This window comes from Nocardiopsis alba (assembly GCF_000710955.1).
Classification (GTDB): domain Bacteria; phylum Actinomycetota; class Actinomycetes; order Streptosporangiales; family Streptosporangiaceae; genus Nocardiopsis; species Nocardiopsis alba.
In genome coordinates this window covers 63,929-84,401 of sequence record NZ_BAZE01000005.1, presented here as the reverse complement: position 1 = coordinate 84,401, position 20,473 = coordinate 63,929, and the positions used below count along the sequence as shown (strand labels likewise).

Genomic DNA, 20,473 nt, shown 5'->3' with positions numbered 1-20,473 from the left:
CGCGGATATCAGGGTCGGGTCAGGGGTGTCCCGGACACACGCGAGGGGCCCGGGTCGTCATGACCCGGGCCCCTCGGACCGTGCGCCGCCGGAGCGGCGCGGCACCACTACTCTTCGTCCTCGTCGTCCAACCTGGCCAACCAGGTGGCCAGGCGCTCGACGGGGGTCTCGAACTCGGGGTGGACGTCGGTGAACACCCGCAGCTGCTCGGCGAGCCAGGCGAAACTGACCTCCTCCTCGCCGCGGCGGTTCTCCAACTCCTCGATTCCGCGATCGGTGTAGTACATACCTTCCCTCACCGCTCGGACCGGACCCGGGACGTCCAGCACCCTGACACGCCCCGGGTCCGCGTGGCTACTCGGCGGGCGGGAAGACCGTGTCCACCAGAGCGCGCTGCTCGGCCTCGTGCCTCTTGGCCGAACCGGCGGCCGGGGCGGAGGAGGCCGGACGCGAGATCCGGGTGAAGGGACGGTCGAGCTGCTCGGAGAAGACCAGGGCGACGAAGGGCCACGGACCCATGTTCGCCGGCTCCTCCTGGACCCACAGGACCTCGCCCGCGTTCGGGTAGGCCTTGAGCTGCTCGCGGATTTCCTCGATCGGCAGCGGGTAGAGCCGCTCCGCGCGGATGATCGCCGTGTGCTTGTCGCCGCTCTTGCGACGGGCGGCGTCCAGGTCGTAGTAGATCTTGCCGGAGCAGATCACCACGCGACGCACCTTCTCGGGGGCGATGGAGTCGTCCCCGATCAGCGGGCGGAAGTGGCCCGAGGTGAAGTCGTCGGCGGCCGAGGTGGCGGCCTTCAGACGCAGCAGCGACTTGGGCGTGAACACCACGAGCGGACGCTCGAACGGCGACTTCGCCTGCCAGCGCAGCAGGTGGAAGTAGCTCGCCGGGGTGCTCGGCATCGCGACGGTCATGTTCTCCTGCGCGCACGCCTGGAGGAACCGCTCGATGCGGGCGGACGAGTGGTCCGGCCCCTGGCCCTCGTAGCCGTGCGGCAGCAGCAGGGTGACGCTGGAGCGCTGGCCCCACTTCTGCTCGCCCGAGCTGATGTACTCGTCGATGACGGTCTGGGCGCCGTTGACGAAGTCGCCGAACTGCGCCTCCCACATGACGAGGGCGTCCGGACGGGTCAGCGAGTAGCCGTACTCGAAGCCCAGCGCCGCGTACTCGCTGAGCAGCGAGTCGTGGACGTGGAACTTCGTGGTGCCCTCGTCGAACTGCTTCAGCGGCGTGTGGACCTCGCCGGTGTCGCGGTCGACGAGCGAGGCGTGACGCTGACCGAAGGTGCCGCGACGGCTGTCCTGACCGATCAGACGGACCGGGTGGTCGTCCATCAGCAGGGAGCCGAAGGCCAGCAGTTCACCGGTGGCCCAGTCGATCGCGTCGTTCTCGACCATCGTGGCGCGACGGGTCAGCTGCGGGGCCAGGCGCGGGTGCGCGGTGAAGCCCTCGGGCAGGGAGACCTGGGTGTCGATGACACGCTTGACGGTCTCGGTGCTGATCGCCGTCTCGACCTTGGAGTGGTCCAGGCGGGCCTCGGTGAACACCTCGGGCTTGACCACGGAACCCGGCTCGATCGGCCTCTTCTCGACCTCGCGGGTCTCGGTGAAGGCACGCTCGAGCTCGCTGTGGTAGTCGCGCAGGGCCTGCTCGGCCTCCTCCACCGTGATGTCGCCGCGGCCGATGAGGGCCTCGGTGAACAGCTTGCGGGTGGAGCGCTTGGCGTCGATGACGTCGTACATGAGCGGCTGGGTGAACGCGGGGTTGTCGCCCTCGTTGTGCCCACGACGCCGGTAGCAGACCAGGTCGATCACGACGTCCTTGTTGAACGCCTGACGGTAGGCGAAGGCCAGGTGCGCGACCCGGACCACGGCCTCGGGGTCGTCCCCGTTGACGTGGAAGATCGGGGCCTGGACCATCCGCGCGACGTCGGTGGCGTACACGCTGGAACGGCTGTCGGTCGGCGAGGTGGTGAAGCCCACCTGGTTGTTCACGATGACGTGCACCGTGCCGCCGGTCCGGTAGCCGCGCAGCTGGGACAGGTTCAGGGTCTCGGCGACCACGCCCTGTCCGGCGAACGCCGCGTCACCGTGGATGAGGATGGGCAGCACGGTGAAGCCGTGCGGGCCCTTGTCCAGCACGTCCTGCTTGGCGCGGACGATGCCCTCGGCGACCGGGTCGACCGTCTCCAGGTGGGAGGGGTTCGCGGCCAGCGAGATCTGGATCTTGTCGCCGTCCGGGGTCTCGAAGACGCCCTCGGTGCCCAGGTGGTACTTGACGTCGCCGGAGCCGTGGGCGCTACGCGGGTCGAGGTTGCCCTCGAACTCACCGAAGATCTGCCCGTACGACTTGCCACAGATGTTGGCGAGCACGTTCAGGCGACCGCGGTGGGCCATACCGATGACGGCCTCGTCCAGCTCGGCCTTGGCGGCCTTGGAGATCACGCCGTCCAGCAGCGGGATGAGGGACTCGCCGCCTTCGAGCGAGAAGCGCTTCTGACCGACGTACTTGGTCTGGAGGAAGGTCTCGAAGGCCTCGGCGCTGTTGAGCCGGTGCAGGATGTGGAGCTGCTCGTCGCGGTCGAGCTTCTCGTGCTCACGCTCGACGTGCGACTGGATCCACTCCCGCTCCTCCGGGCTCTGGATGTGCATGTACTCGATACCCACCGTGCGGCAGTAGGTGTCGCGCAGCACGCCCAGGATGTCGCGCAGCTTCATGACCTGCTTGCCGCCGAAGCCCCCGGTCGGGAACTCGCGGTCCAGGTCCCAGAGGGTCAGGCCGTGCTCCAGCACGTCCAGGTCCGGGTGCTTGCGCTGCTCGTGGTCGAGCGGGTTGGTGTCGGCCATGAGGTGGCCGCGCACGCGGTAGGCGTGGATCAGCTCCTGGACCCGGGTGGTCTTGTCGAGCTGGGTGGCCTTGTTGACCTTGATGTCCTGGACCCAGCGGACCGGCTCGTAGGGGATCCGCAACGAGTTGAAGATCTCGTCGTAGAAGCCGTCCTCGCCCAGCAGGAGCTGGTGGATCCGACGCAGGAACTCGCCCGACTGGGCGCCCTGGATGATCCGGTGGTCGTAGGTCGAGGTCAGGGTCATGACCTTGCTGATGCCCAGGTCGCTCAGGGTGTCCTGAGAGGCGCCCTGGAACTCGGCCGGGTACTCCATGGCCCCGACGCCGAGGATGGTGCCCTGGCCGGGCATCAGGCGCGGCACGGAGTGCACGGTGCCGATGCCGCCCGGGTTGGTCAGGCTGATCGTGGTGCCCTGGAAGTCCGTCACGCCCAGCTTGTTGTTGCGGGCCTTGCGGACCAGGTCCTCGTAGCCGCTCCAGAACTCGTTGAAGTCCATCTCGTCGGACTTCTTGATGGAGGGCACGACCAGCTGACGGGAGCCGTCGGGCTTGGGGAGGTCGATCGCCAGACCGAAGTTCACGTGTTCGGGCTTGGCGACGCCGGGCTTGCCGTCGACCTCCACGTAGGCGTGGTTCATCTCGGGCATGGCCTTGAGGGCCTTGACCATGGCGTAGCCGATGAGGTGGGTGAAGGAGACCTTCCCACCGCGGCTGCGCCGGAGATGGTTGTTGATGACGATGCGGTTGTCGAACAGCAGCTTGACCGGCACCGCGCGCACGCTCGTCGCGGTGGGCATGGTCAGGCTCGACTCCATGTTGGTCGCGGTACGGGCGGGTGCGCCACGCAGCCGCTCCTCCTTGACCTGGAGTGCATCGTCGGTGCTCTTGGGTGCTGGGGCCGTGGTGGCCTTCTTCTTGGGCGCGGGGGTCGGGGCCTTCTCGGTCTGCGCCTTAGCGGCCGCAGTGCCTCCACCCTTCCCGCCGGCCGTATCCGCGGGCTTGTAGTCCGCGAAGAAGTTCCACCAAGCCTTGTCAACCGAATTCGGGTCGGTGAGGTACTTCTGGTAAAGCTCCTCGACCAGCCACTCGTTCGGGCCGAAATCTGTCAGGGGTTGAGACGCCTCAGACGACACGGCGGAGATCGCCCACTTCCGCAGCTCGCTTGTGAATGTTAAGGAAAGACGGGTGGCTGTCGGCAAGGCGGGCTCTGAACAAGCATGAAAGCGCTCCCCGTCGGGGGAGTGTCTGACCTGGCCGGCACTCGTCGGGTACCAGGCTACTTGTAACGGCATCCTTCGGGGGAACGCGAGGGTTGTTGAAACTGGGAGATACCTAACAATCTTTCACACGAGTCTTCTCGCTACGTGCCGGTCACTTTGCGTTGCGTGGTGACGGAGGCTCATTTCCTCCTGTTTGTCGGGTTTTTTCGTGAGCGGGGCTGTGACGGCTTCCGGTGCGCTGGGTCACACCTTTCCCGGTGAGTGATTCGCGTCCCTTCCCGGATGACCGAAGCCGGCCGTACCCGGAACGGAGGGCGACCGACGGCGAATCGGGTCCGCGCGGCGGTGAAACGCCGGTGAACGACGCCGAGGATGTGCGGATCTGTGCCGTCTTCCCCGTTCCTCCCCATCGGATTCCGGCCCCGCCTACGATGCGCCTACGAACAGCCGGATCACACGGGCGGGGGAGACCCATGAGGGGGCTGGGAGAACTGGAGGCGGCCATCATGACCGCGCTGTGGCGCGCGGACGGGCCGCTCCAGGTCCGAGGGATCCTGGAGACCATGGTCTACGACCGGGAACTCGCCTACACGACGGTCATGACGGTCACCGGCATCCTGCACCGGAAGGGGCTGCTGGAACGGGAGAAGGTCGGGAGGGCCTGGGCCTACCGGGCCCGGGAGACCCACGCCGAGTACACCGCCCGCGTGATGGGCGAGGTGCTGGAGAGCGGCCCCGACCCCGGGAGCACCCTGCGCTGCTTCGTCGAGCGCTTCGGCGACGAGGACGTGGCCCGACTGCACCACCTCCTCCACCAGGTCGGCGACCGGCGCGAGCGATACCGCTCCCAGGACTCAGCGACGACGCAGTGAGCGCACGCTCGGAGCGCACAGGGCCGCCAGCGTCGCGATGATCGTCAGCGAGGCCACCAGCAGCAGGGACCGGTCGACCCCGATCGCCTCGGCCGTCGGACCGATCGCGATCTGCCCCACCGGCATCGCCACGAACGAGCCCAGGGCGTCATAGGAGTAGACCCGTGAGAGCCGTTCGGTGGGGACGTTCTCCTGGAGCGAGACCTCCCAGGCCACACTGAACTGCTCCACCGCCATTCCGCCCACGAACATCGCGGCGAACAGCAACGGCACCATCGGCGACGGGCCCGCCAGGACGAAGAACGGCAACGTCTGGAGCAGGACCAGGGCCGTGCCGTAGAACAGCGCGCGACGCGGTTGCCAGCGGGCCGCCAGGACGCCGCCGACCAGCAGACCCACGCTGTTGGCCGCCATCAGCAGCCCCCAGGTGGTCCGCCCGAACGTCGCGTCGGCGATCCCCGGCCCCAGCACCCCGGTGGCCGCGGACCAGCCGGCGTTGACCACCATGAACTGCAACACGATGATCCAGACCCAGGGGCGGGCGACGAACTCCCGCCAGCCCTCCACCAGGTCGCGTAGGACGTTCCGGCCACCGTCGGTCGCCCCGGTCGAGGGGACCCGCAGGAGGGAGAAGGCCACCCCCGCCGCGGCGAACATCAGGGCGTCCACGCCGATCGCCCAACCCGGCCCCCACAACCCCACGGTCACGCCGCCGGCCGACATCCCGGCGAACATCCCGAGCTGCTTGGCGATCCCCACCGAGGCGTTGGCCTGCCTCAGCAGAGCGCGCGGAACGGTCTGGGGGGTCAGGGCCGCGGAGGCGGGCAGGTTGGCGGCGGCCGCGGCCCCGTTCACCACGCTCAGCGCGATCATGAGCGGCAGCGAGGCCGTCCCGGTGAGCAGTGTCAGCGCCAGGGTCCCCTGGGAGAGCGCCGCGAGCGCGCACCCGCCGACGAGCACCATCGAGCGCGGCAGCCGGTCCGCGATCACCCCGCCGAGCAGGAGGAGCGCCACGTTCGCGATGGATCGGGCACCCACCACCAGGCCGACCTGGGTCAGGGAACCCGTCACGTCCAGGACGGCGAAGGCGAGCGCGACCGTGGCCATGCCGTTGCCGAACATCATCAGGACCCGGCCCGACGCCAGGGCCCGGAAGTTCCCGTAACGCAACGGGGCGAGGATGCCCCCGCCCGTGTCGGCGCTCGCGTCCATGCCCCTCCTCGTCCTCACGGGGCCGGCCCCCGATCGGGCATGTTCGTGGACGTCGGACGGCCGACGCAACGGGTTTTCCCGGGTCAGTCCAGGATCCAGCCGCGCCCTTCGGCCGCCAGCTTCTCCACCAGGGTGGCGCTGTCGTGCTCCTTGGCGAACAGGTGCTCGGGGCGGGTGATCGGGACGATCCACAGCCAGCGCACCGGGTCGCCCTGGAAGGTCAGCCCGGAGGTGTCCGGCGGGACCAGGGCGGGGTCGGTGATCAGGGGGCTCGGATCCTCCAGCAACAGGACCGCGCCCGCGTCACGGCGCATCGCCCGATCCTCCGGGTTGTCCAACCACTTGACCGTGTGGCCGGTGCCGAACCAGGTGACCGCGCGCCAGGGGAAGGCCCCGATCCACCGGAAGATCCGCGCCGCGTGGTGCGCGGGCAGCGTCGTGGCCAGGGCCAGCTCCACCCGGGCGTGCCCCGAGGTATCGGCCATGTAGCGGTCCAGGGTGGGCATCCGCTGCCCGCACATGCCCACGGTGGACAGGACCGTGTAGGGCCGTTCCTCGGTGGGCGGCCGCTCCGAGACCCGCAACAGCGGCGGGTGCCCGTCGGAGACGTCCCAGTAATGCCCGGCCTCGCCCACCCGGCGGTTCAGATGACCGAGGACCGTCCGCTGCACACCGCGCCAGGCGCCCGAGGCCCGTCGCCAGTCCCAATAGGCCTCCGCGTGCACGACCCGCGGCCACAGCCGGCGTTTCACCGAGTCCAGCTCCCAGGCGTAGGGGCTGCGTCCGATGGCCTCGCGCGCGTAACCGGGCAGACCGCTGTCGGCCTCCGCCCAGCCGGGGATCACGGCGAGCAGCCCCTCCTCGTCCAGCAGGGCGACCCCGTCGCCCTCCTCGAACCACACCGCGCGCAGGGTGGCCGGATCGAACCGGGGGCGTCCCTGCGGATGCTTGGTATAGGCCTCGGGCATGAGCGGGGCCCGACCCCGATAGAGGTCGTCGGGGTCGCTCTCGGCGGGCGCGCTCTCGTGGTTGGCCAGCCACACCGGGACGCGGATGCGCTCTCTGGCGTCCAACAGGTAGGCGGCGGTCGTGTGGGAGTCGCATTCGACGACGACGCGACGGCTCTGGTAAGGGCTGATCTCGTCGAGCAGGACGTCGATCTCGGTCACCGGCCCTCCCGCGTGCCGCCGTCTCGGTGTCGTCTTGTCGTCGTGGTGGCCGGGGGCGGGGACCCGTCCGGGCCGTCCACACTGCGCGTAGAATCGACGGTAGTGCCCTGAGAGGCGGAGCAGCACCGCGGACGCGTATAGGTCGTATAACGACCCGCGTCGCCCCTTACCTTCCGCGCCGGGCGCAGTCCACCGACTCCATTCGTTACGGATACTTATGCCCGCCGAGCTCACTTTCGTCGCACCCCGCCGCGCCAAGCCGCCCCGGCACCTGGCCGATCTCAGCCCCGAGGAGTGCCAGGAGGTCGTCCGGGAGCTGGGGGAGAAGCCCTTCCGCGCCAAGCAGATCGCCAAGCACTACTACGGTGCCCTGGAGTCGGACACCTCGAAGATGACCGACCTTCCCGAGGCCTCCCGGGAGCGGCTCGGCGAGGCGCTGCTGCCGACCCTGCTCACCCCGGTCCGGCACATCACCTGTGACAACGGGATGACCCGCAAGACCCTGTGGAAGGCCTTCGACGGGGTGATGTTCGAGTCGGTGCTCATGCGTTACCCCGACCGCGTCACCCTGTGCATCTCCTCTCAGGCCGGCTGCGGCATGAACTGCCCGTTCTGCGCCACCGGACAGGCGGGGCTGACCCGCAACCTGTCCACCGGGGAGATCGTCGACCAGGTGGTCGCCAGCGCCCGCGACCTGGCCCGCGGCGAGGTCGCCGGCGGCCCCGGGCGGATCAGCAACATCGTGTTCATGGGCATGGGCGAGCCCATGGCCAACTACAAGCGGGTCCTCCAGACCGTCCGTCGCATCACCGACCCGGTCCCGGGCGGCCTGGGCATCTCCCAGCGCGGCGTGACCGTCTCCACGGTGGGTCTGGTCCCCGCGATCAACAAGCTCATCGACGAGAGGATGCAGGTCCGCCTGGCGATCTCCCTGCACGCCCCCGACGACGAGCTGCGCGACGAGCTGGTGCCGATCAACACCCGCTGGAAGGTCGAGGAGGTCCTGGACGCCGCCTGGCGCTACGCCGGGACCACCGGACGTCGGGTCTCCATCGAGTACGCGCTGATCAAGGACATCAACGACCAGGCCTGGCGGGCCGACCTGCTCGGCAAGCTCCTCAAGGGCCACCTGGTGCACGTCAACCTCATCCCGCTCAACCCGACCCCGGGCTCCAAGTGGACGGCCTCGCGCCCCGAGGACGAGCGCGAGTTCGTCCGGCGCCTCCAGTCCCACGGGGTGTCGGTCACCGTCCGTGACACCCGCGGCCAGGAGATCGACGGCGCCTGCGGCCAGCTCGCCGCCGCCGAGAAGTAGGACCGACGTGGTCGAGACCCTCCTGGCCTTCGCGTTCGCCGCCGCGGCCGGGCTGGTCCCGATCCTCAACGTCGAGGTCTACCTGTTGGGCGTCGTCGCCCTCATGGACGACGGCGCCCTCGTCGCGGTGGCCCTGGCCGCGGCCCTGGGACAGACCCTCGGCAAGATCCCCTACTACTACGTGGGTCGGGGCACGCTCTCCGCGCCCTGGCTGCGCCGTCGCGCCCGGACGCCGGGCAAGTGGGCGAAGCGGATGGCGGAGTGGCGGACCAAGGCGGAGGAACGCCCGATCTGGGGTGTGGGGCTGTTGGCGTTGAGCTCCTTCGCCAGCGTCCCGCCGTTCATGGTGGTCTCGGTCCTCGCCGGGGTCGTGCGCATGAACCTCCTCCTCTTCTGCGCGGTCACCTTCGCCACCCGGGCCGCGCGCTTCCTCATCCTGGTCCTGGCCCCGGCCTGGGCCCTGTCCCACCTGCCCTGACCCCTTCGAGGGGCGGGGCGTACACTCGTGGCACGTTCGGGGCCGCCGACGGGGCGGACCCCCTGGTCGCGGAGGTGAGGGTCCTATGGTGCGGGTCGCGGTCGCGCAGTTCTCCCCGGGGCGGGACAAGGCGGAGAACCTGCGTTCGGTGGCGGAGTTGACCGCCCGGGCCGCGGCGGACGGCGCCCGGGTCGTCCTGTTCCCCGAGTACACGATGTTCACCGCCTCGCGTACCGACCACCGCTACGTGGAGTCGGCCGAGCCGCTGGACGGGCCCTTCCTGTCCGACGCGGCGGACACCGCCCGCAGAGAGGGCGTGCACCTGGTCCTGGGGGTCAACGAGTCCCGGGGAGAGGACGCCGCGCACTTCACCAACACCCTGGTGGCGCTCTCGCCGCAGGGGGAGTCGGTGGCGCTCTACCGCAAGACGCATCTCTACGACGCCTTCGGGGTCAAGGAGTCGGACGTGGTGGCGCCGGGGCCGATCGAGGAGCCCCGCACCTTCGAGGTCGACGGTGTGGTCTTCGGCCTCCAGACCTGTTACGACCTGCGTTTTCCCGAGGTGACCCGGAGGATCGTCGACGCCGGGGCCCAGGTGGTCCTGTTGGCCGCCCAGTGGGTGCCGGGGCCGCTCAAGGAGGATCATTGGCGCACGCTGCTCCGTGCGCGCGCCATCGAGAACACGGTCTACGTGGCCGCTTCCGGCCAGTCGGCCCCGGTGGGGGCGGGCAACAGTATGGTGATCGACCCGATGGGCACGGTGGTGGCCTCCCTGGGGGAGCAGACCTTCGATGTCGCATCGGCCCGGGTTTCGGCCGAGCGTGTGGAGGCGGTTCGGGTCACGAATCCGGCCCTCGCCATGCGCCGTTTCGGTGTGACCCCGCTGCAAGAGGACTGAGGTCCTTGCCCAGGATCGTGTGTACATATCGGGCAGAGCGTATGAATGATCAGTCGGTGACCTGGGTCTTCCCAGGGTTCGTCACTTAGGGTTATGATTCCCCTGCACGGAGTGATTTAGATCGGTCCGGGCCCTTCCAGGCGCCGAGAGCTTCTGATTCAATTAAGAGCCGGTAACTATCGGCCCGCCAGACTGTCCTAAACCACGGGGGGAGCAAGGACATTGCGCGGAACGAGCACGATGTGCGAACCAGACATGCCGACCGACGTCGTATCCGGGACCTGTGTCTACGATCCGAGTCGGCTGAGTCCGGCGCAGTGCATGGGGGATGCCTGCGTCGTCTGCCACACCAAGTGGCCCAGGCCACGCAGGATCCTGGGGGAACTGCCGGACGGGGCCCATGTCTATGGATGCGACGAGTGCGCGGGGCTCATGGGGTACCGACCGGTGCCCGCGCGTAGGTCGCTGATCGTCGCGCGCTGACGCGGCGGTTCCGTGAAGACGGTCGCGCTCCGGGTCCAGGGGGAGTCTAGGACCCGGAGCGCTTCCGTCGACGCGCCCGCTTCCGTGGGGAGGAGGGGAATTGAGCGCGTCTTCTCGGGATGGTCGTCGTGACGCCCGTGAGGACGGAGAACGTCCCGGTCGGCGTCGATGGACACGATACTCCGTGTCGCCCGTCACCGACGGTCAGTAAGAGACATCCATCGGGTATTTCGTCGGATCGGGCCTACCCGTTGGTGGGAAAGCCCAGGTCGACACCGCCTTCGGGGCGCTGTCCGGGGTCGCTCCAACGGGCGGTCACGGTCTTGGTGCGGGTGTAGAAGTGAACACCCTCCGTACCGTGTACGTGGGAGTCGCCGAAGAGCGACTCCTTCCAACCGCCGAACGAGTAGTAGGCCATGGGGACCGGGATGGGCACGTTGATACCCACCATGCCGACCTCGATCTCGTTCTGGAAGCGCCGTGCGGCGCCCCCGTCGTTGGTGAAGATCGCGGTTCCGTTGCCGTAGGGGTTGGCGTTGATCAGCCCGACCGCCTCGTCGTAGTCGCGCACCCTCAGCACGCTCAGCACCGGACCGAAGATCTCCTCCCGGTAGCAGGACATCGTCGGCTCGACGTGGTCCAGGACCGAGGGGCCGAGCCAGAAACCGTCGCCGCCACCGCCCAGCACGGGGTGCACCCTGCCGTCGATCGCCAGGGTCGCGCCCTCGCGGACCCCCGACTCCAGGTACGAGGCGACCTTGTCCCGGTGCTCGCGGGTGACGAGCGGTCCCATCTCGCTGCGGTCGTCGTCTCCGGGGCCGACCCGGAGCCGGGCCACCCGCTCCCGGATCCGCTCCATCAGGTCGTCGGCGACCGAGTCCACGACCGCGACCGCCGAGATGGCCATACAGCGTTCGCCGGCCGAGCCGAACCCGGCGGAGACCGCGGCGTCCGCGGCCAGGTCCAGGTCGGCGTCGGGCAGGACCACCATGTGGTTCTTGGCCCCGCCGAGAGCCTGGACGCGCTTGCCGTGCTCGGCGGCGACCCGGTAGACGTACCGGGCGATGGGCGTGGACCCGACGAAACCGACCGCGGCGACGTCCGGGTGTTCGAGGAGGGCGTCCACCGCGACCTTGTCGCCCTGCACCACGTTGAACACGCCGTCGGGCAGGCCGGCCTCGGCCCACAGTTCGGCGATCATGAGCGAGGCCGAGGGGTCCTTCTCGCTGGGCTTGAGCACGAAGGTGTTACCGCAGGCGATCGCCAGGGGGAACATCCACATCGGGACCATCGCCGGGAAGTTGAACGGGGTGATGCCCGCGACCACGCCGACCGGCTGGCGGATCGAGTACGAGTCCACGCCCGTGGACACGTTCTCGGAGAAATCGCCCTTGAGCAGTTGGGGGACGCCGCAGGCGAAGTCGACGACCTCCAGGCCGCGGGCGACCTCGCCCTTCGCGTCGGAGAGGACCTTGCCGTGTTCGGCGCTGACGATCTCGGCCAGACGGTCGCTCCGGGAGTCCAGGAGCTCGCGGAAGCGGAACAGGGTCCGGACGCGCTTGGACAGGGGGGTGTCCCGCCAGGCGGGGAAGGCCGCCCGCGCGGCGGCGACCGCCGCGTCGACCTCGGCGGGCCCTGCGAGGTCGACCGTCCCGGTGATCTGACCGGAGGCGGGGTTGTGGATGTCCCCGCTCCGCTCGGTGGGGCCCTCGTGGCGGGAGCCGCCGATCCAGTGGGTGACGTGTTCGCTCATGCTCTCCTCCTCGTCTCGGGTGTTCCTCAGGCCTGCTCGGCCACGGCATGGACGGCGTCCAGGAGGATGTCGCGCCCCTCGGCGGCCTCCTCGGTGGACAGGGTCAGCGGCGGGGCCATGCGCAGCACGTTGCCGTGCACGCCGCCCTTGCCGACCAGCAGGCCGCGTTCGCGGGTGGCCTCCAGGACCCCGGCGGCCAGGGCCGGGGAGGGGGCCCCGCTCTCGAAGTCGACCATCTCGACGGCGAACATCAGCCCTTTGCCCCGAACGTCGAGCACGCAGGGCAGTTCCCTGAGCGCGCGCAGGCCCTCCAGGATGGTCCGCCCTTGGCGCAGCGCGTTGTCCTGGAGGTCGTGGTCCAGGACGTAGTCGAGGGTGGCGCCGGCGGCGGCCATGGACACAGGGTTGCCGCCGAAGGTGGCCACGCCGAGCGCCCCGAGGCCGTCCATGAGGTCGCCCCGGGCCACGACGCCGCCGACGGCGAAGCCGTTGCCGAGCCCCTTGGCGAAGGTCATGGCGTCCGGGGTGACGCCGTGGGCGCCGATGCCGAAGAAGTCCGTGCCGGTGCGGCCCCAACCGGTCTGCACCTCGTCGGAGACGAACAGGATGCCGTGTTCGTCGAGGACCTCCTTGTAGGCGCCGTACAGACCCTCGGGGGGCATCGCGAACCCGCCCACGCCCTGGATCGGCTCGGCGATCAGGCAGGCCACGTTCGGCGCGGTGGTGTCCAGGACGGCGCGCAGGTCGGCCACGCACCGGTCGATGTACTCGCGCTCCGACAGGTCGCGGAACAGGGGCGAGGCGTGGTCGGTGCCGTGCAGGTAGTGCACGTTCAGCGGGGAGAGCGCGGAGTTCTTCCACGCCCGGTTCCCGGTGACCGCCACGGTGCCGAAGGAGCGTCCGTGGTAGCTGCCGCGCATGGCCAGCACCTCGTCGCTGCCTCGGGCGTGGGTGGCCAGCAGCAGGGCGGTCTCGTTGGCCTCGGTGCCGGAGTTGGTGAAGAAGACCTTGGCGTCGGGGATCCCGGACAGCCGGGCGATCTTCTCGGCCAGTTCGACCTGGGAGCGGATGAGGTACAGGGCGGAGGTGTGCACGACCCCCTTGGCGATCTGGCGTTCGACCGCCTCACGGACCTCGGCCACGTCGTAGCCGAGCATGTTGGTCACGATTCCGGTGAAGAAGTCCAGGTAGGTGCGGCCTTCGGCGTCGGTGACGCGGCTTCCCTTGCCGCTGACGATCTCCAGCGGGGACTCGTAGTAGAGGGGCGACCAGGAGGGCATGACCGCGCGGTGGCGCGAGAGGAGTTCCGACATGCCCCCAGTCTCGCCCGGCTCGGCGTACTTGACCAGGATCACAATGTTGACAACATGCTGGCGGCCTTTACAGAATGTAAAGCCTCCTTCAAGGCGTTCCCCTTCGTGCTCATGAACGAGGAAAAGCGAGCACTTTGTAAAGAGAAACCGCCTTCGCCGTGACAGAACGACTAGAGTGAGACCGTGCTCCCCACACTCGCCGAAGTTCTCAGGCTCCCGGCCCTCCAACGCGCCCGCCCCCGGGTGGTCACCGGTTCCGAGTACCTCGACGTGGCGGTGCGCTGGGTGCACATCGCCGAGGTCACGGACCTGGCCCACCTGTTGCGCGGCGGCGAACTGGTGCTCAGCACCGGCATCGCCATGCCCGACGACCCCGAGGCGTTGCGCCGCTATATCGAGGACATCGCCGACGCGGGGGTGAGCGGTATCGCGGTCGAACTCGGCCGTAAGTACCACGCCGAACTGCCCGCCCCCTTCCTGGAGGCCGCCCGCGACGCCCGGCTCCCGGTCGTCCTGCTCGACCGCGAGGCCCGCTTCGTCGAGATCACCGAGGCCGTGCACATCCGGGTGGTCAATGAACAGTTGGAGGAGCTGCGCGAGTCGGAGAAGCTCCACTCGGTCTTCACCCAACTGTCCGTGGAGGGCGCCGACGCCGCCCAGATCCTGCGTGAGGTCGCCCAGCTCTCCGGCTGCCCCGTGGTCCTGGAGAACCTCACCCACCAGGTGCTGGCCTGCGACCTCAACGGAGAGGATCCCGGCACCCTGCTGACCTCCTGGGAGAGTCGATCGCGGGCGGTCCGATCCGGTAGCCGGACCGTGCACGTGCCCTCCACCGGCTGGTTGGTCACCACCGTCGGCGCCCGCGGTCAGGACTGGGGGCGCCTGATCCTCATCACCGGCGCCACCCCCACCGCGCGCCAGACCATGCTCATCGAACGCGCCGCGACGACCCTGGCCCTGGGACGGTTGCTCGAACGCCACCAGGAGAGTCTGGAACGTCAGACCCACCGGACGATCATCACCGGCATCATCGACCGGGCCTACTCCGAACCGGAGGAGGCGCTGGTCCGCGCCCGCGCGGTCGGCGTACCGCTCAACGGACGCGAGCTGGTCGGTCTGGTCCTGCGTCTGCGCGAGAGCGGCACCGGCCTGGCCGCCCAGGCGCGTCTGTCCGACACCGCCGAGGGCGCGGCCAAGGCCTGCCGGGAACTGCGACTGCCCGCGCTGGTGGGTTCCCTGGACGACCTGCGCGTCGGCATCCTGCTGGCCCTGCCCTCACGCCCGCGCCTGGACCCCATCCTGTACCTGCTGGCCGAGCGGGTGCGCGCCACGGTGGGCGACGCGGCGGTGCTGGCGGTGGGCTCGACCGCCGACGACATCCGCGAGGTCCGCCGCTCCTTCCTGGAGGCCCGCCAGGTCGGCGACGTGGCCGTCCGGCAGAGCGACCACCGCCCCTTCTATCGGCTGCCCGACCTGCATCTGCGCGGTCTGCTGCACCTGTTCCGCGATGACGAGCGCCTCCAGACCTTCGTGGAACGCGAACTGGGGCCGTTGCTGGACCACGATGCGCGCCACAACGGCGATCTCACCGACATGCTCCGCCACTACCTGGGCGCGGGCCGCAACAAGGCCCTGGCCGCGAGCAGGGCGCATCTGTCCAGGCCCGCGTTCTACGAGCGGCTGCGGCGGATCGCCAACGTGCTGGACGCCGACCTGGAGTCGGTGGAGGACTGCCTGTCGCTGCACGTGGCCCTGTTGTCCCTGGACTCGGTCCGAGAACAGCCCTGATCCGTCGTGGGGCGTTCGCGCTCAATCGCGCCGGTGACGTCGCTCCACCTCGGCACCGACCTTCTCGAAGGCGCGCAGTACCCGTTGGACGGCCAGCCGTTCGGCCTTGTCGGGGCGCAGGACGGCGGAGACGTGCCGGGCGGAGGGGACCCCGGTGAGAGGGCGCAGCACCACGCCCGAGTCCGGTGGTGTGGTGAAGCGGGGCAGGACCGCCACCAGCTCGCTCCCGGCCACCAGCGACTCGATCAACCGGTTGTCCCAGAGCCGTTGGGTCACCCGCAGCTCCTTCCCGGTCACCTGCTCGATCGCCTTCGGAACGGTGTCGAAGGGGTAGCCCTCGGGGACCCCGATCCATTCGAGGTCGACCAGGTCGTCGGGGCTGACGTCGGTCCGGTCGGCCAGGGGATGGTCGGCGGCCATCGCGATGTCCAGCGGCTCTCGGGCCAGGGGGCGGACGGTCAACCCCTCGGCTCCGGCGGGCCGGACGCTGGTGAGGCTGTGCGCGATGACGACGTCGTTGTCGGCGGTCAGCCCGGCGAACTCCACCTCGGCGAGGTCGTAGTCGCTGCAACGCAGGGTGATGGAGGTGTCGGCCAGGTCGTGCATCGCGTCGCTCAGCAGGAACGTCGCGGCGCTGGGGAGGGCGGCCACGGTGACCGTGCCGGAGGGCTCGCCGCGGAAGGAGTCCCAGCGGGCCTGGACCCTTTCGAGGGCGGCGGCGACGCTCACCCCGCCCTCCGCGAGCAGCAGCCCGGCCTCGTTCAGGCGCAGGCCGCGGCCGGACGGCTCCACCAGGGGCGTTCCGAACTCCCGTTGGGCCGCCTTGAGCTGTTGTGACACGGCGGAGGGGGTTCGGTGGGTCGCCTCGGCGACCGCGGTGACGCTGCCGCGTTCGGCGAGTTCGCGCAGCAGAGCCAGATGTCGGATCTCCATGTAGCAAGGCTACATCGTGAGTGTCCGAATTATTGATTGTGCTTAAAAGAGAAACCTGGTGACCTGGACGCATGCCGTTTCGTCATCGCCTGCTGGCCCTCTCCGTCGCTCTGATGTGGGGCCTCAACTTCATCGCCATCGACGCCTCGCTCGTCCACTTCCCACCGTTCTTCCTCGTGGCCCTGCGCTTCGCGTTGATCGCCCTGCCGACGATGCTGCTGGTCCCCTGGCCGGGGGTGCCGGTGCGCTGGCTGGTGGGCTACGGGTTCGGCTTCGGTGTCCTCCAGTTCCTGTTCCTCTACTGGGGGATGGCCTCCGGCATGCCCACGGGCCTGGCGTCGCTGGTCCTCCAGGCGTCCGCGCCCTTCACCGTGCTCCTGGGGGCGACGTTCCTGCGGGAGCGGGTGAGCGGCCGGCAGCTGGTCGGCGTCCTGATCGCCGTGTGCGGCATGGCCCTGGTGGGCTGGCAGCGCGCGGAGAACGCCGCCATCGTCCCGTTCCTGCTGACCCTGGCGGGCGCGTTCGGGTGGGCGATCGGCAACACCTGCAACCGGCTGGCCCGGCCGACCGATCCGCTGCGGCTGACGCTGTGGATGTCGGTGGTCCCGCCCCTGCCGATGCTGGCGCTGTCGCTGGCGGTCGAGGGCCCCGACCGGATCCTGGACTCCCTCACCTCGTTCGGCGAACCCGGGGCGGCGGCGGCCGTGGCCGGTCTGGCCTACACGGTGGTGATCGGCACCGTGGTCGGCTCCGGCGTGTGGACCTGGCTGATGACCCGTCACCCCGCGGGGGTGGTGGCGCCGTTCTCGATGCTGGTGCCGGTCGTGGGGATGACCGCGGCGTGGGTGGTCCTCGGCGAGACAGCGAGCCCGGGGGAGCTGGTCGGCGGCGCTCTGGTCGTGGGCGGGGTGCTGTGGGGCAGTACCCGCGGCCGACGCCCCGCCCCTCCGGACACGGAGAGGGCCGGGCCGCGCTCGAACGAACGCGACCCGGCCCGGGTCCCCCAGCCGGAATGAGCCGGCGGGGCGGGGGACGGACCTCCCCGCCCCGAGACGGCGGACTACAGGCCGGCCAGGCCCTCCTCCAGGATGTCCAGGCCCTCGCGCAGGAGGTCGTCGCTGATGGCCAGCGGCGGCAGCATCCGGATCACGTTGCCGTAGGTGCCCGCGCTCAGCAGGATCAGGCCGCGGGAGTGGCAGTGCGCCACGACCTGGGCCAGGGCCTCGGTCGCGGGCTCCTTGCCGTCCTTGACCAGCTCGATCGCGACCATCGCGCCGCGTCCGCGCACGTCGCCGATGACCTCGTACTTGTCGGCTAGGGTACGCAGCCGGTCCAGCATGAGCGCGCCGATCTCGCGGGCGCGGCCGACCAGGTCGTCGGATTCGATGGCCTCCAGCGAGGCCAGCGCGGCGGCGCAGGCGGCCGGGTTGCCACCGTAGGTGCCGCCGAGGCCGCCGCCGTGGACGGCGTCCATCAGCTCGGCGCGGCCGGTCACGGCGGCCAGGGGCAGACCGCCCGCGATGCCCTTGGCGGTGGTGATCAGGTCGGGCACCACGCCCTCGTGCTCACAGGCGAACATGTCGCCGGTGCGGGCGAAGCCGGTCTGGACCTCGTCGGCGACGAACACGATGCCCTTGGCACGGCAGAACTCGACCAGGGCCGGCAGGAAGCCGGGGGCGGGCTCGATGAAGCCGCCCTCGCCCTGGATGGGCTCGATGACCATCGCGGCCACGTTCTCGGCGCCGATCTGCTTGGTGATCTGCTCGATCGCCGCGGCGGCGGCCTCGGGGCCGCAGTTCTCCGGTCCGGTGGGCCAGCGGTAGGCGTAGGCCATGGGCATGCGGTGCACCTCGCCCGCGAACGGCCCGAAGCCCTGCTTGTAGGGCATGTTCTTGGCGGTCAGGGCCATGGTGAGGTTGGTGCGACCGTGGTAGGCGTGGTCGAACACCACGACCGCCTGGCGGCCGGTGGCGTTGCGCGCGATCTTGACGGCGTTCTCCACCGCCTCGGCGCCGGAGTTCAGGAGGATCGAGCGCTTCTCGTGGTCACCGGGGGTGATCCGGTTGAGGGCCTCGCACACCTCCACGTAGCTCTCGTAGGGGTTCACCATGAAACAGGTGTGCGTGAAGCGCCCCATCTGCTCGGCGGCGCGCTCGACCACGCGCGGGTCGGCGTTGCCGACGTTGGTCACGGCGATGCCCGAACCGAAGTCGATCAGGGCGTTACCGTCGACGTCCTCGACGATCCCGCCGCCGGCGCGCTCCACGTAGACCGGCAGGGTGCTGCCCACGCCCTGGGCGACGGCGGCGCTGCGGCGCTCCTGGATGGCGCGGGACTTCGGGCCGGGGATCTCGGTGACGATCCGGCGGGACTGGACGACCTCGGTCGTGGCCATGCGGCTGCCTCCTTCTGGGCGTGGTCTTGCGGGCTGTCTCCCGGGGGCGATTCCGGGCGTGCGAGCAGAACACTAGGCCGTGTGGAACCCCGCACACATGGACACAGTGGATAATCGAAGGGAGGCCGTACGCCATTGCGTCAGGTGCGGTGCGGCCACAGAGGGGGAGGGGCGCGAACGCGCCACGAGCACGCGGGGAGAGGGGCGACGATGCCGCCGACTTTGGGTTCCCTGCTGCGGACGCCGCGACTGCGACTGCGGCTGCTCGCCGGATCCGACCTGCTGCGACGCGAGGTGGAGTGGGTCGCGGTCAGTGAGCTCACCGACCCCACCCCCTACCTGGCCGGCGGCGAACTGGTGCTCACCACCGGGGTGCGCTGGGCCGACAACCCTCCCGACCTGCGCTCCTACGTGCGGAGACTGGCACAGAAGAACGTCGCGGGCCTCGGCTTCGGCGTCGAGGTCAACTTCGACCGGACCCCCGAGGAACTGCGCGAGGCCGCCGAGGAGTTCGGCCTGGCCCTGATCGAGGTGGCACGGGAGACCCCCTTCATCTCGATCGGCAAGGAGGTCTCGCGACTGCTGGCCCAGGAGGAGTACGAGGGGCTGAGCCGCGCCTTCGCCGCCCAGCGCGATCTCACCCGGGCCGCGCTGGACGGGTCCGCCGCCGTGGTGGACCGGCTGGCCCGTGAACTCGACGCCCGAGTCCTGCTCCTCGAACCGGACGGCGTGGTCCGGCACGCCTCGCCCGCCTCGGCCGTCGACCTCGCCCCGGATCTGGTCGGAGAGCTGCCCCGCCTGCGCGGCGCCGGCCCCAAGATCGGAGCCTCATTGGTCTCGGGGGGCGCGCGGATCTCGCTGCAACCCCTGGCCACGGGCCGCCGGGTACGGGGCTTCCTCGCGGTCGCCACCAGGGAGGGGTTCGGTTCCGACGACCGCACCCTGGTCAACGCGGCGGTGTCGCTGCTCTCCCTGGAACTGGAACGGCCGGCCCTGGCCCGGGGCCCCGGCCTCGGTCCGGGCGTGCTGTCGGCGCTGTTCGCCGGGGCTCTGGACCCCCGTCATCCGGGGGCGGAGGAGTTGATGGCCGGGCTGCCCGCCGAGCCGGTGCTGGTGGCCGCGGCCCGAGGGCCCGTGCCCGACGGGCCGCCGCCGGACGGGGTCCTGGTCACCACGGTGGCCGGGACCGGGGGCGCGTTGGCGCTCTCCTCCGCGGCGGGGTCGGGACATCTGGCCGAGGCGCTCGGGGAACTCTTCGACGGACCGGTCGGGTTGAGCGAGCCGGTCGGGTACGCCGACCTGGCGGTCGCCCGTTCCCAGGCCGAACGGGCCCTGGCCGCGGCGGAGGAGGAGGGGCGCGCGCTGCTGCGCTCGGACGAACTGCCCGGTGGACTGTTCGGGCTGTTGGACAGCCCGGCGGGGCTGCGCCTGGCGGAGGACCTGCTCGCCCCGATCGATCGGCAGCGCAACGCGGCCGAACTGTTGGCGTCGTTGCGCGCCTACCTGGCGGCCTCCGGGCGTTGGGACGCGGCGGCCGAACGGCTGGGGGTGCATCGGCACACCCTGCGTTACCGGATGAGGCGCATTCGCGAGCTGCTCCCGGGCGACCTCGACGACCCCGATCATCGGACGGAGCTGTGGGTGGCCCTGCGGCTGCGCGAGGGTCGTTCCTGAACCTTCCCCGACCCCCTTCACCTCGCCGATCAGGGGAGAAGGGCCACGGGTTCGCCCATTCCCCGGGCGAGCCCGCGCGGAATGCACCACAATGGGCCTTCATGGCGGAGGGTAATCGTCTG

General features: G+C 70.1%; 16 protein-coding genes. 8 read left to right on the top strand and 8 right to left on the bottom strand.

The window, feature by feature from the left end; translation table 11 throughout:
* Window positions 1–107: 107 nt before the first annotated feature.
* Window positions 108–287 carry a DUF6104 family protein gene (locus tag TR33_RS11005; RefSeq protein WP_026124825.1) on the bottom strand — a complete coding sequence of 60 codons (180 nt, stop codon included), beginning with the start codon at window positions 285–287 and terminating at the stop codon, window positions 108–110.
* A gap of 67 nt (window positions 288–354) precedes the next feature.
* Entirely contained in the window at window positions 355–3,981 is a 3,627-nt protein-coding gene (locus TR33_RS11000; protein WP_014911645.1) for a multifunctional oxoglutarate decarboxylase/oxoglutarate dehydrogenase thiamine pyrophosphate-binding subunit/dihydrolipoyllysine-residue succinyltransferase subunit, read from the bottom strand.
* Between the two features lie 560 nt (window positions 3,982–4,541).
* Here TR33_RS11000 and TR33_RS10995 point away from each other — a divergent pair.
* On the top strand, window positions 4,542–4,940 hold the full coding sequence (locus TR33_RS10995) for a BlaI/MecI/CopY family transcriptional regulator (protein WP_187294522.1): 399 nt from the start codon (window positions 4,542–4,544) through the stop codon (window positions 4,938–4,940).
* On the opposite strand, the gene TR33_RS10990 is transcribed toward TR33_RS10995, so the two are convergent.
* Both TR33_RS10990 and TR33_RS10985 read right to left on the bottom strand, forming a co-directional pair.
* Window positions 4,923–6,152 carry an MFS transporter gene (locus tag TR33_RS10990; protein ID WP_199806128.1) on the bottom strand — a complete coding sequence of 410 codons (1,230 nt, stop codon included), beginning with the start codon at window positions 6,150–6,152 and terminating at the stop codon, window positions 4,923–4,925. The two genes, TR33_RS10995 and TR33_RS10990, sit on opposite strands and share 18 nt — an antisense overlap.
* An 83-nt stretch (window positions 6,153–6,235) precedes the next feature.
* Complete coding sequence (locus TR33_RS10985) at window positions 6,236–7,321, bottom strand: suppressor of fused domain protein (RefSeq protein WP_014908702.1); 1,086 nt, start codon at window positions 7,319–7,321, stop codon at window positions 6,236–6,238.
* A 217-nt stretch (window positions 7,322–7,538) separates the two neighbouring features.
* Between TR33_RS10985 and rlmN the strand changes: the two genes are divergently transcribed.
* The 4 genes from rlmN to TR33_RS10965 all read left to right on the top strand — a co-directional run bounded on the left by rlmN (window position 7,539) and on the right by TR33_RS10965 (window position 10,495).
* On the top strand, window positions 7,539–8,636 hold the full coding sequence (rlmN, locus tag TR33_RS10980; protein WP_014908813.1) for a dual-specificity RNA methyltransferase RlmN: 1,098 nt from the start codon (window positions 7,539–7,541) through the stop codon (window positions 8,634–8,636).
* A gap of 7 nt (window positions 8,637–8,643) precedes the next feature.
* Complete coding sequence (locus tag TR33_RS10975) at window positions 8,644–9,114, top strand: YqaA family protein (RefSeq protein ID WP_014909208.1); 471 nt, start codon at window positions 8,644–8,646, stop codon at window positions 9,112–9,114.
* An 85-nt stretch (window positions 9,115–9,199) separates the two neighbouring features.
* On the top strand, window positions 9,200–10,012 hold the full coding sequence (locus TR33_RS10970; protein ID WP_017533563.1) for a carbon-nitrogen hydrolase family protein: 813 nt from the start codon (window positions 9,200–9,202) through the stop codon (window positions 10,010–10,012).
* A 240-nt stretch (window positions 10,013–10,252) separates the two neighbouring features.
* A complete protein-coding gene (locus TR33_RS10965) occupies window positions 10,253–10,495 on the top strand; it encodes a hypothetical protein (protein ID WP_042283005.1) in 243 nt (80 codons plus the stop codon).
* A gap of 244 nt (window positions 10,496–10,739) precedes the next feature.
* Here the strand turns inward: TR33_RS10965 and TR33_RS10960 are convergent, their stop codons facing one another.
* Window positions 10,740–12,248: a CoA-acylating methylmalonate-semialdehyde dehydrogenase gene (locus TR33_RS10960; protein WP_042283004.1), complete on the bottom strand. Its 1,509-nt coding sequence runs from the start codon at window positions 12,246–12,248 to the stop codon at window positions 10,740–10,742.
* A gap of 26 nt (window positions 12,249–12,274) precedes the next feature.
* Window positions 12,275–13,561: an aspartate aminotransferase family protein gene (locus tag TR33_RS10955; protein WP_026124828.1), complete on the bottom strand. Its 1,287-nt coding sequence runs from the start codon at window positions 13,559–13,561 to the stop codon at window positions 12,275–12,277.
* 183 nt (window positions 13,562–13,744) lie between these two features.
* On the opposite strand from TR33_RS10955, the gene TR33_RS10950 reads away from it, so the two are divergent.
* Window positions 13,745–15,349 carry a PucR family transcriptional regulator gene (locus tag TR33_RS10950; RefSeq protein WP_042283003.1) on the top strand — a complete coding sequence of 535 codons (1,605 nt, stop codon included), beginning with the start codon at window positions 13,745–13,747 and terminating at the stop codon, window positions 15,347–15,349.
* Between the two features lie 21 nt (window positions 15,350–15,370).
* Here the strand turns inward: TR33_RS10950 and TR33_RS10945 are convergent, their stop codons facing one another.
* A complete protein-coding gene (locus TR33_RS10945; RefSeq protein WP_014911735.1) occupies window positions 15,371–16,282 on the bottom strand; it encodes a LysR family transcriptional regulator in 912 nt (303 codons plus the stop codon).
* A 71-nt stretch (window positions 16,283–16,353) separates the two neighbouring features.
* On the opposite strand from TR33_RS10945, the gene TR33_RS10940 reads away from it, so the two are divergent.
* Window positions 16,354–17,298, top strand: a complete 945-nt coding sequence (locus tag TR33_RS10940; protein WP_042283001.1) for an EamA family transporter — start codon at window positions 16,354–16,356, stop codon at window positions 17,296–17,298.
* Between the two features lie 44 nt (window positions 17,299–17,342).
* On the opposite strand, the gene gabT is transcribed toward TR33_RS10940, so the two are convergent.
* Complete coding sequence (gabT, locus tag TR33_RS10935; RefSeq protein WP_042283000.1) at window positions 17,343–18,677, bottom strand: 4-aminobutyrate--2-oxoglutarate transaminase; 1,335 nt, start codon at window positions 18,675–18,677, stop codon at window positions 17,343–17,345.
* 210 nt (window positions 18,678–18,887) lie between these two features.
* On the opposite strand from gabT, the gene TR33_RS10930 reads away from it, so the two are divergent.
* Window positions 18,888–20,351: a PucR family transcriptional regulator gene (locus TR33_RS10930; protein ID WP_042282998.1), complete on the top strand. Its 1,464-nt coding sequence runs from the start codon at window positions 18,888–18,890 to the stop codon at window positions 20,349–20,351.
* Window positions 20,352–20,473: the final 122 nt, after the last annotated feature.

Coding starts and splice junctions, on each gene's coding strand:
- gabT (WP_042283000.1), bottom strand. CDS start 18,677: ATGGCCACGACCGAGGTCGTCCAGTCCCGCCGGATCGTCACCGAGATC.
- rlmN (WP_014908813.1), top strand. CDS start 7,539: ATGCCCGCCGAGCTCACTTTCGTCGCACCCCGCCGCGCCAAGCCGCCC.
- TR33_RS10965 (WP_042283005.1), top strand. CDS start 10,253: ATGTGCGAACCAGACATGCCGACCGACGTCGTATCCGGGACCTGTGTC.
- TR33_RS10945 (WP_014911735.1), bottom strand. CDS start 16,282: ATGGAGATCCGACATCTGGCTCTGCTGCGCGAACTCGCCGAACGCGGC.
- TR33_RS10930 (WP_042282998.1), top strand. CDS start 18,888: ATGCCGCCGACTTTGGGTTCCCTGCTGCGGACGCCGCGACTGCGACTG.
- TR33_RS11005 (WP_026124825.1), bottom strand. CDS start 287: ATGTACTACACCGATCGCGGAATCGAGGAGTTGGAGAACCGCCGCGGC.
- TR33_RS10990 (WP_199806128.1), bottom strand. CDS start 6,152: ATGGACGCGAGCGCCGACACGGGCGGGGGCATCCTCGCCCCGTTGCGT.
- TR33_RS10960 (WP_042283004.1), bottom strand. CDS start 12,248: ATGAGCGAACACGTCACCCACTGGATCGGCGGCTCCCGCCACGAGGGC.
- TR33_RS10995 (WP_187294522.1), top strand. CDS start 4,542: ATGAGGGGGCTGGGAGAACTGGAGGCGGCCATCATGACCGCGCTGTGG.
- TR33_RS10940 (WP_042283001.1), top strand. CDS start 16,354: ATGCCGTTTCGTCATCGCCTGCTGGCCCTCTCCGTCGCTCTGATGTGG.
- TR33_RS10970 (WP_017533563.1), top strand. CDS start 9,200: ATGGTGCGGGTCGCGGTCGCGCAGTTCTCCCCGGGGCGGGACAAGGCG.
- TR33_RS10955 (WP_026124828.1), bottom strand. CDS start 13,561: ATGTCGGAACTCCTCTCGCGCCACCGCGCGGTCATGCCCTCCTGGTCG.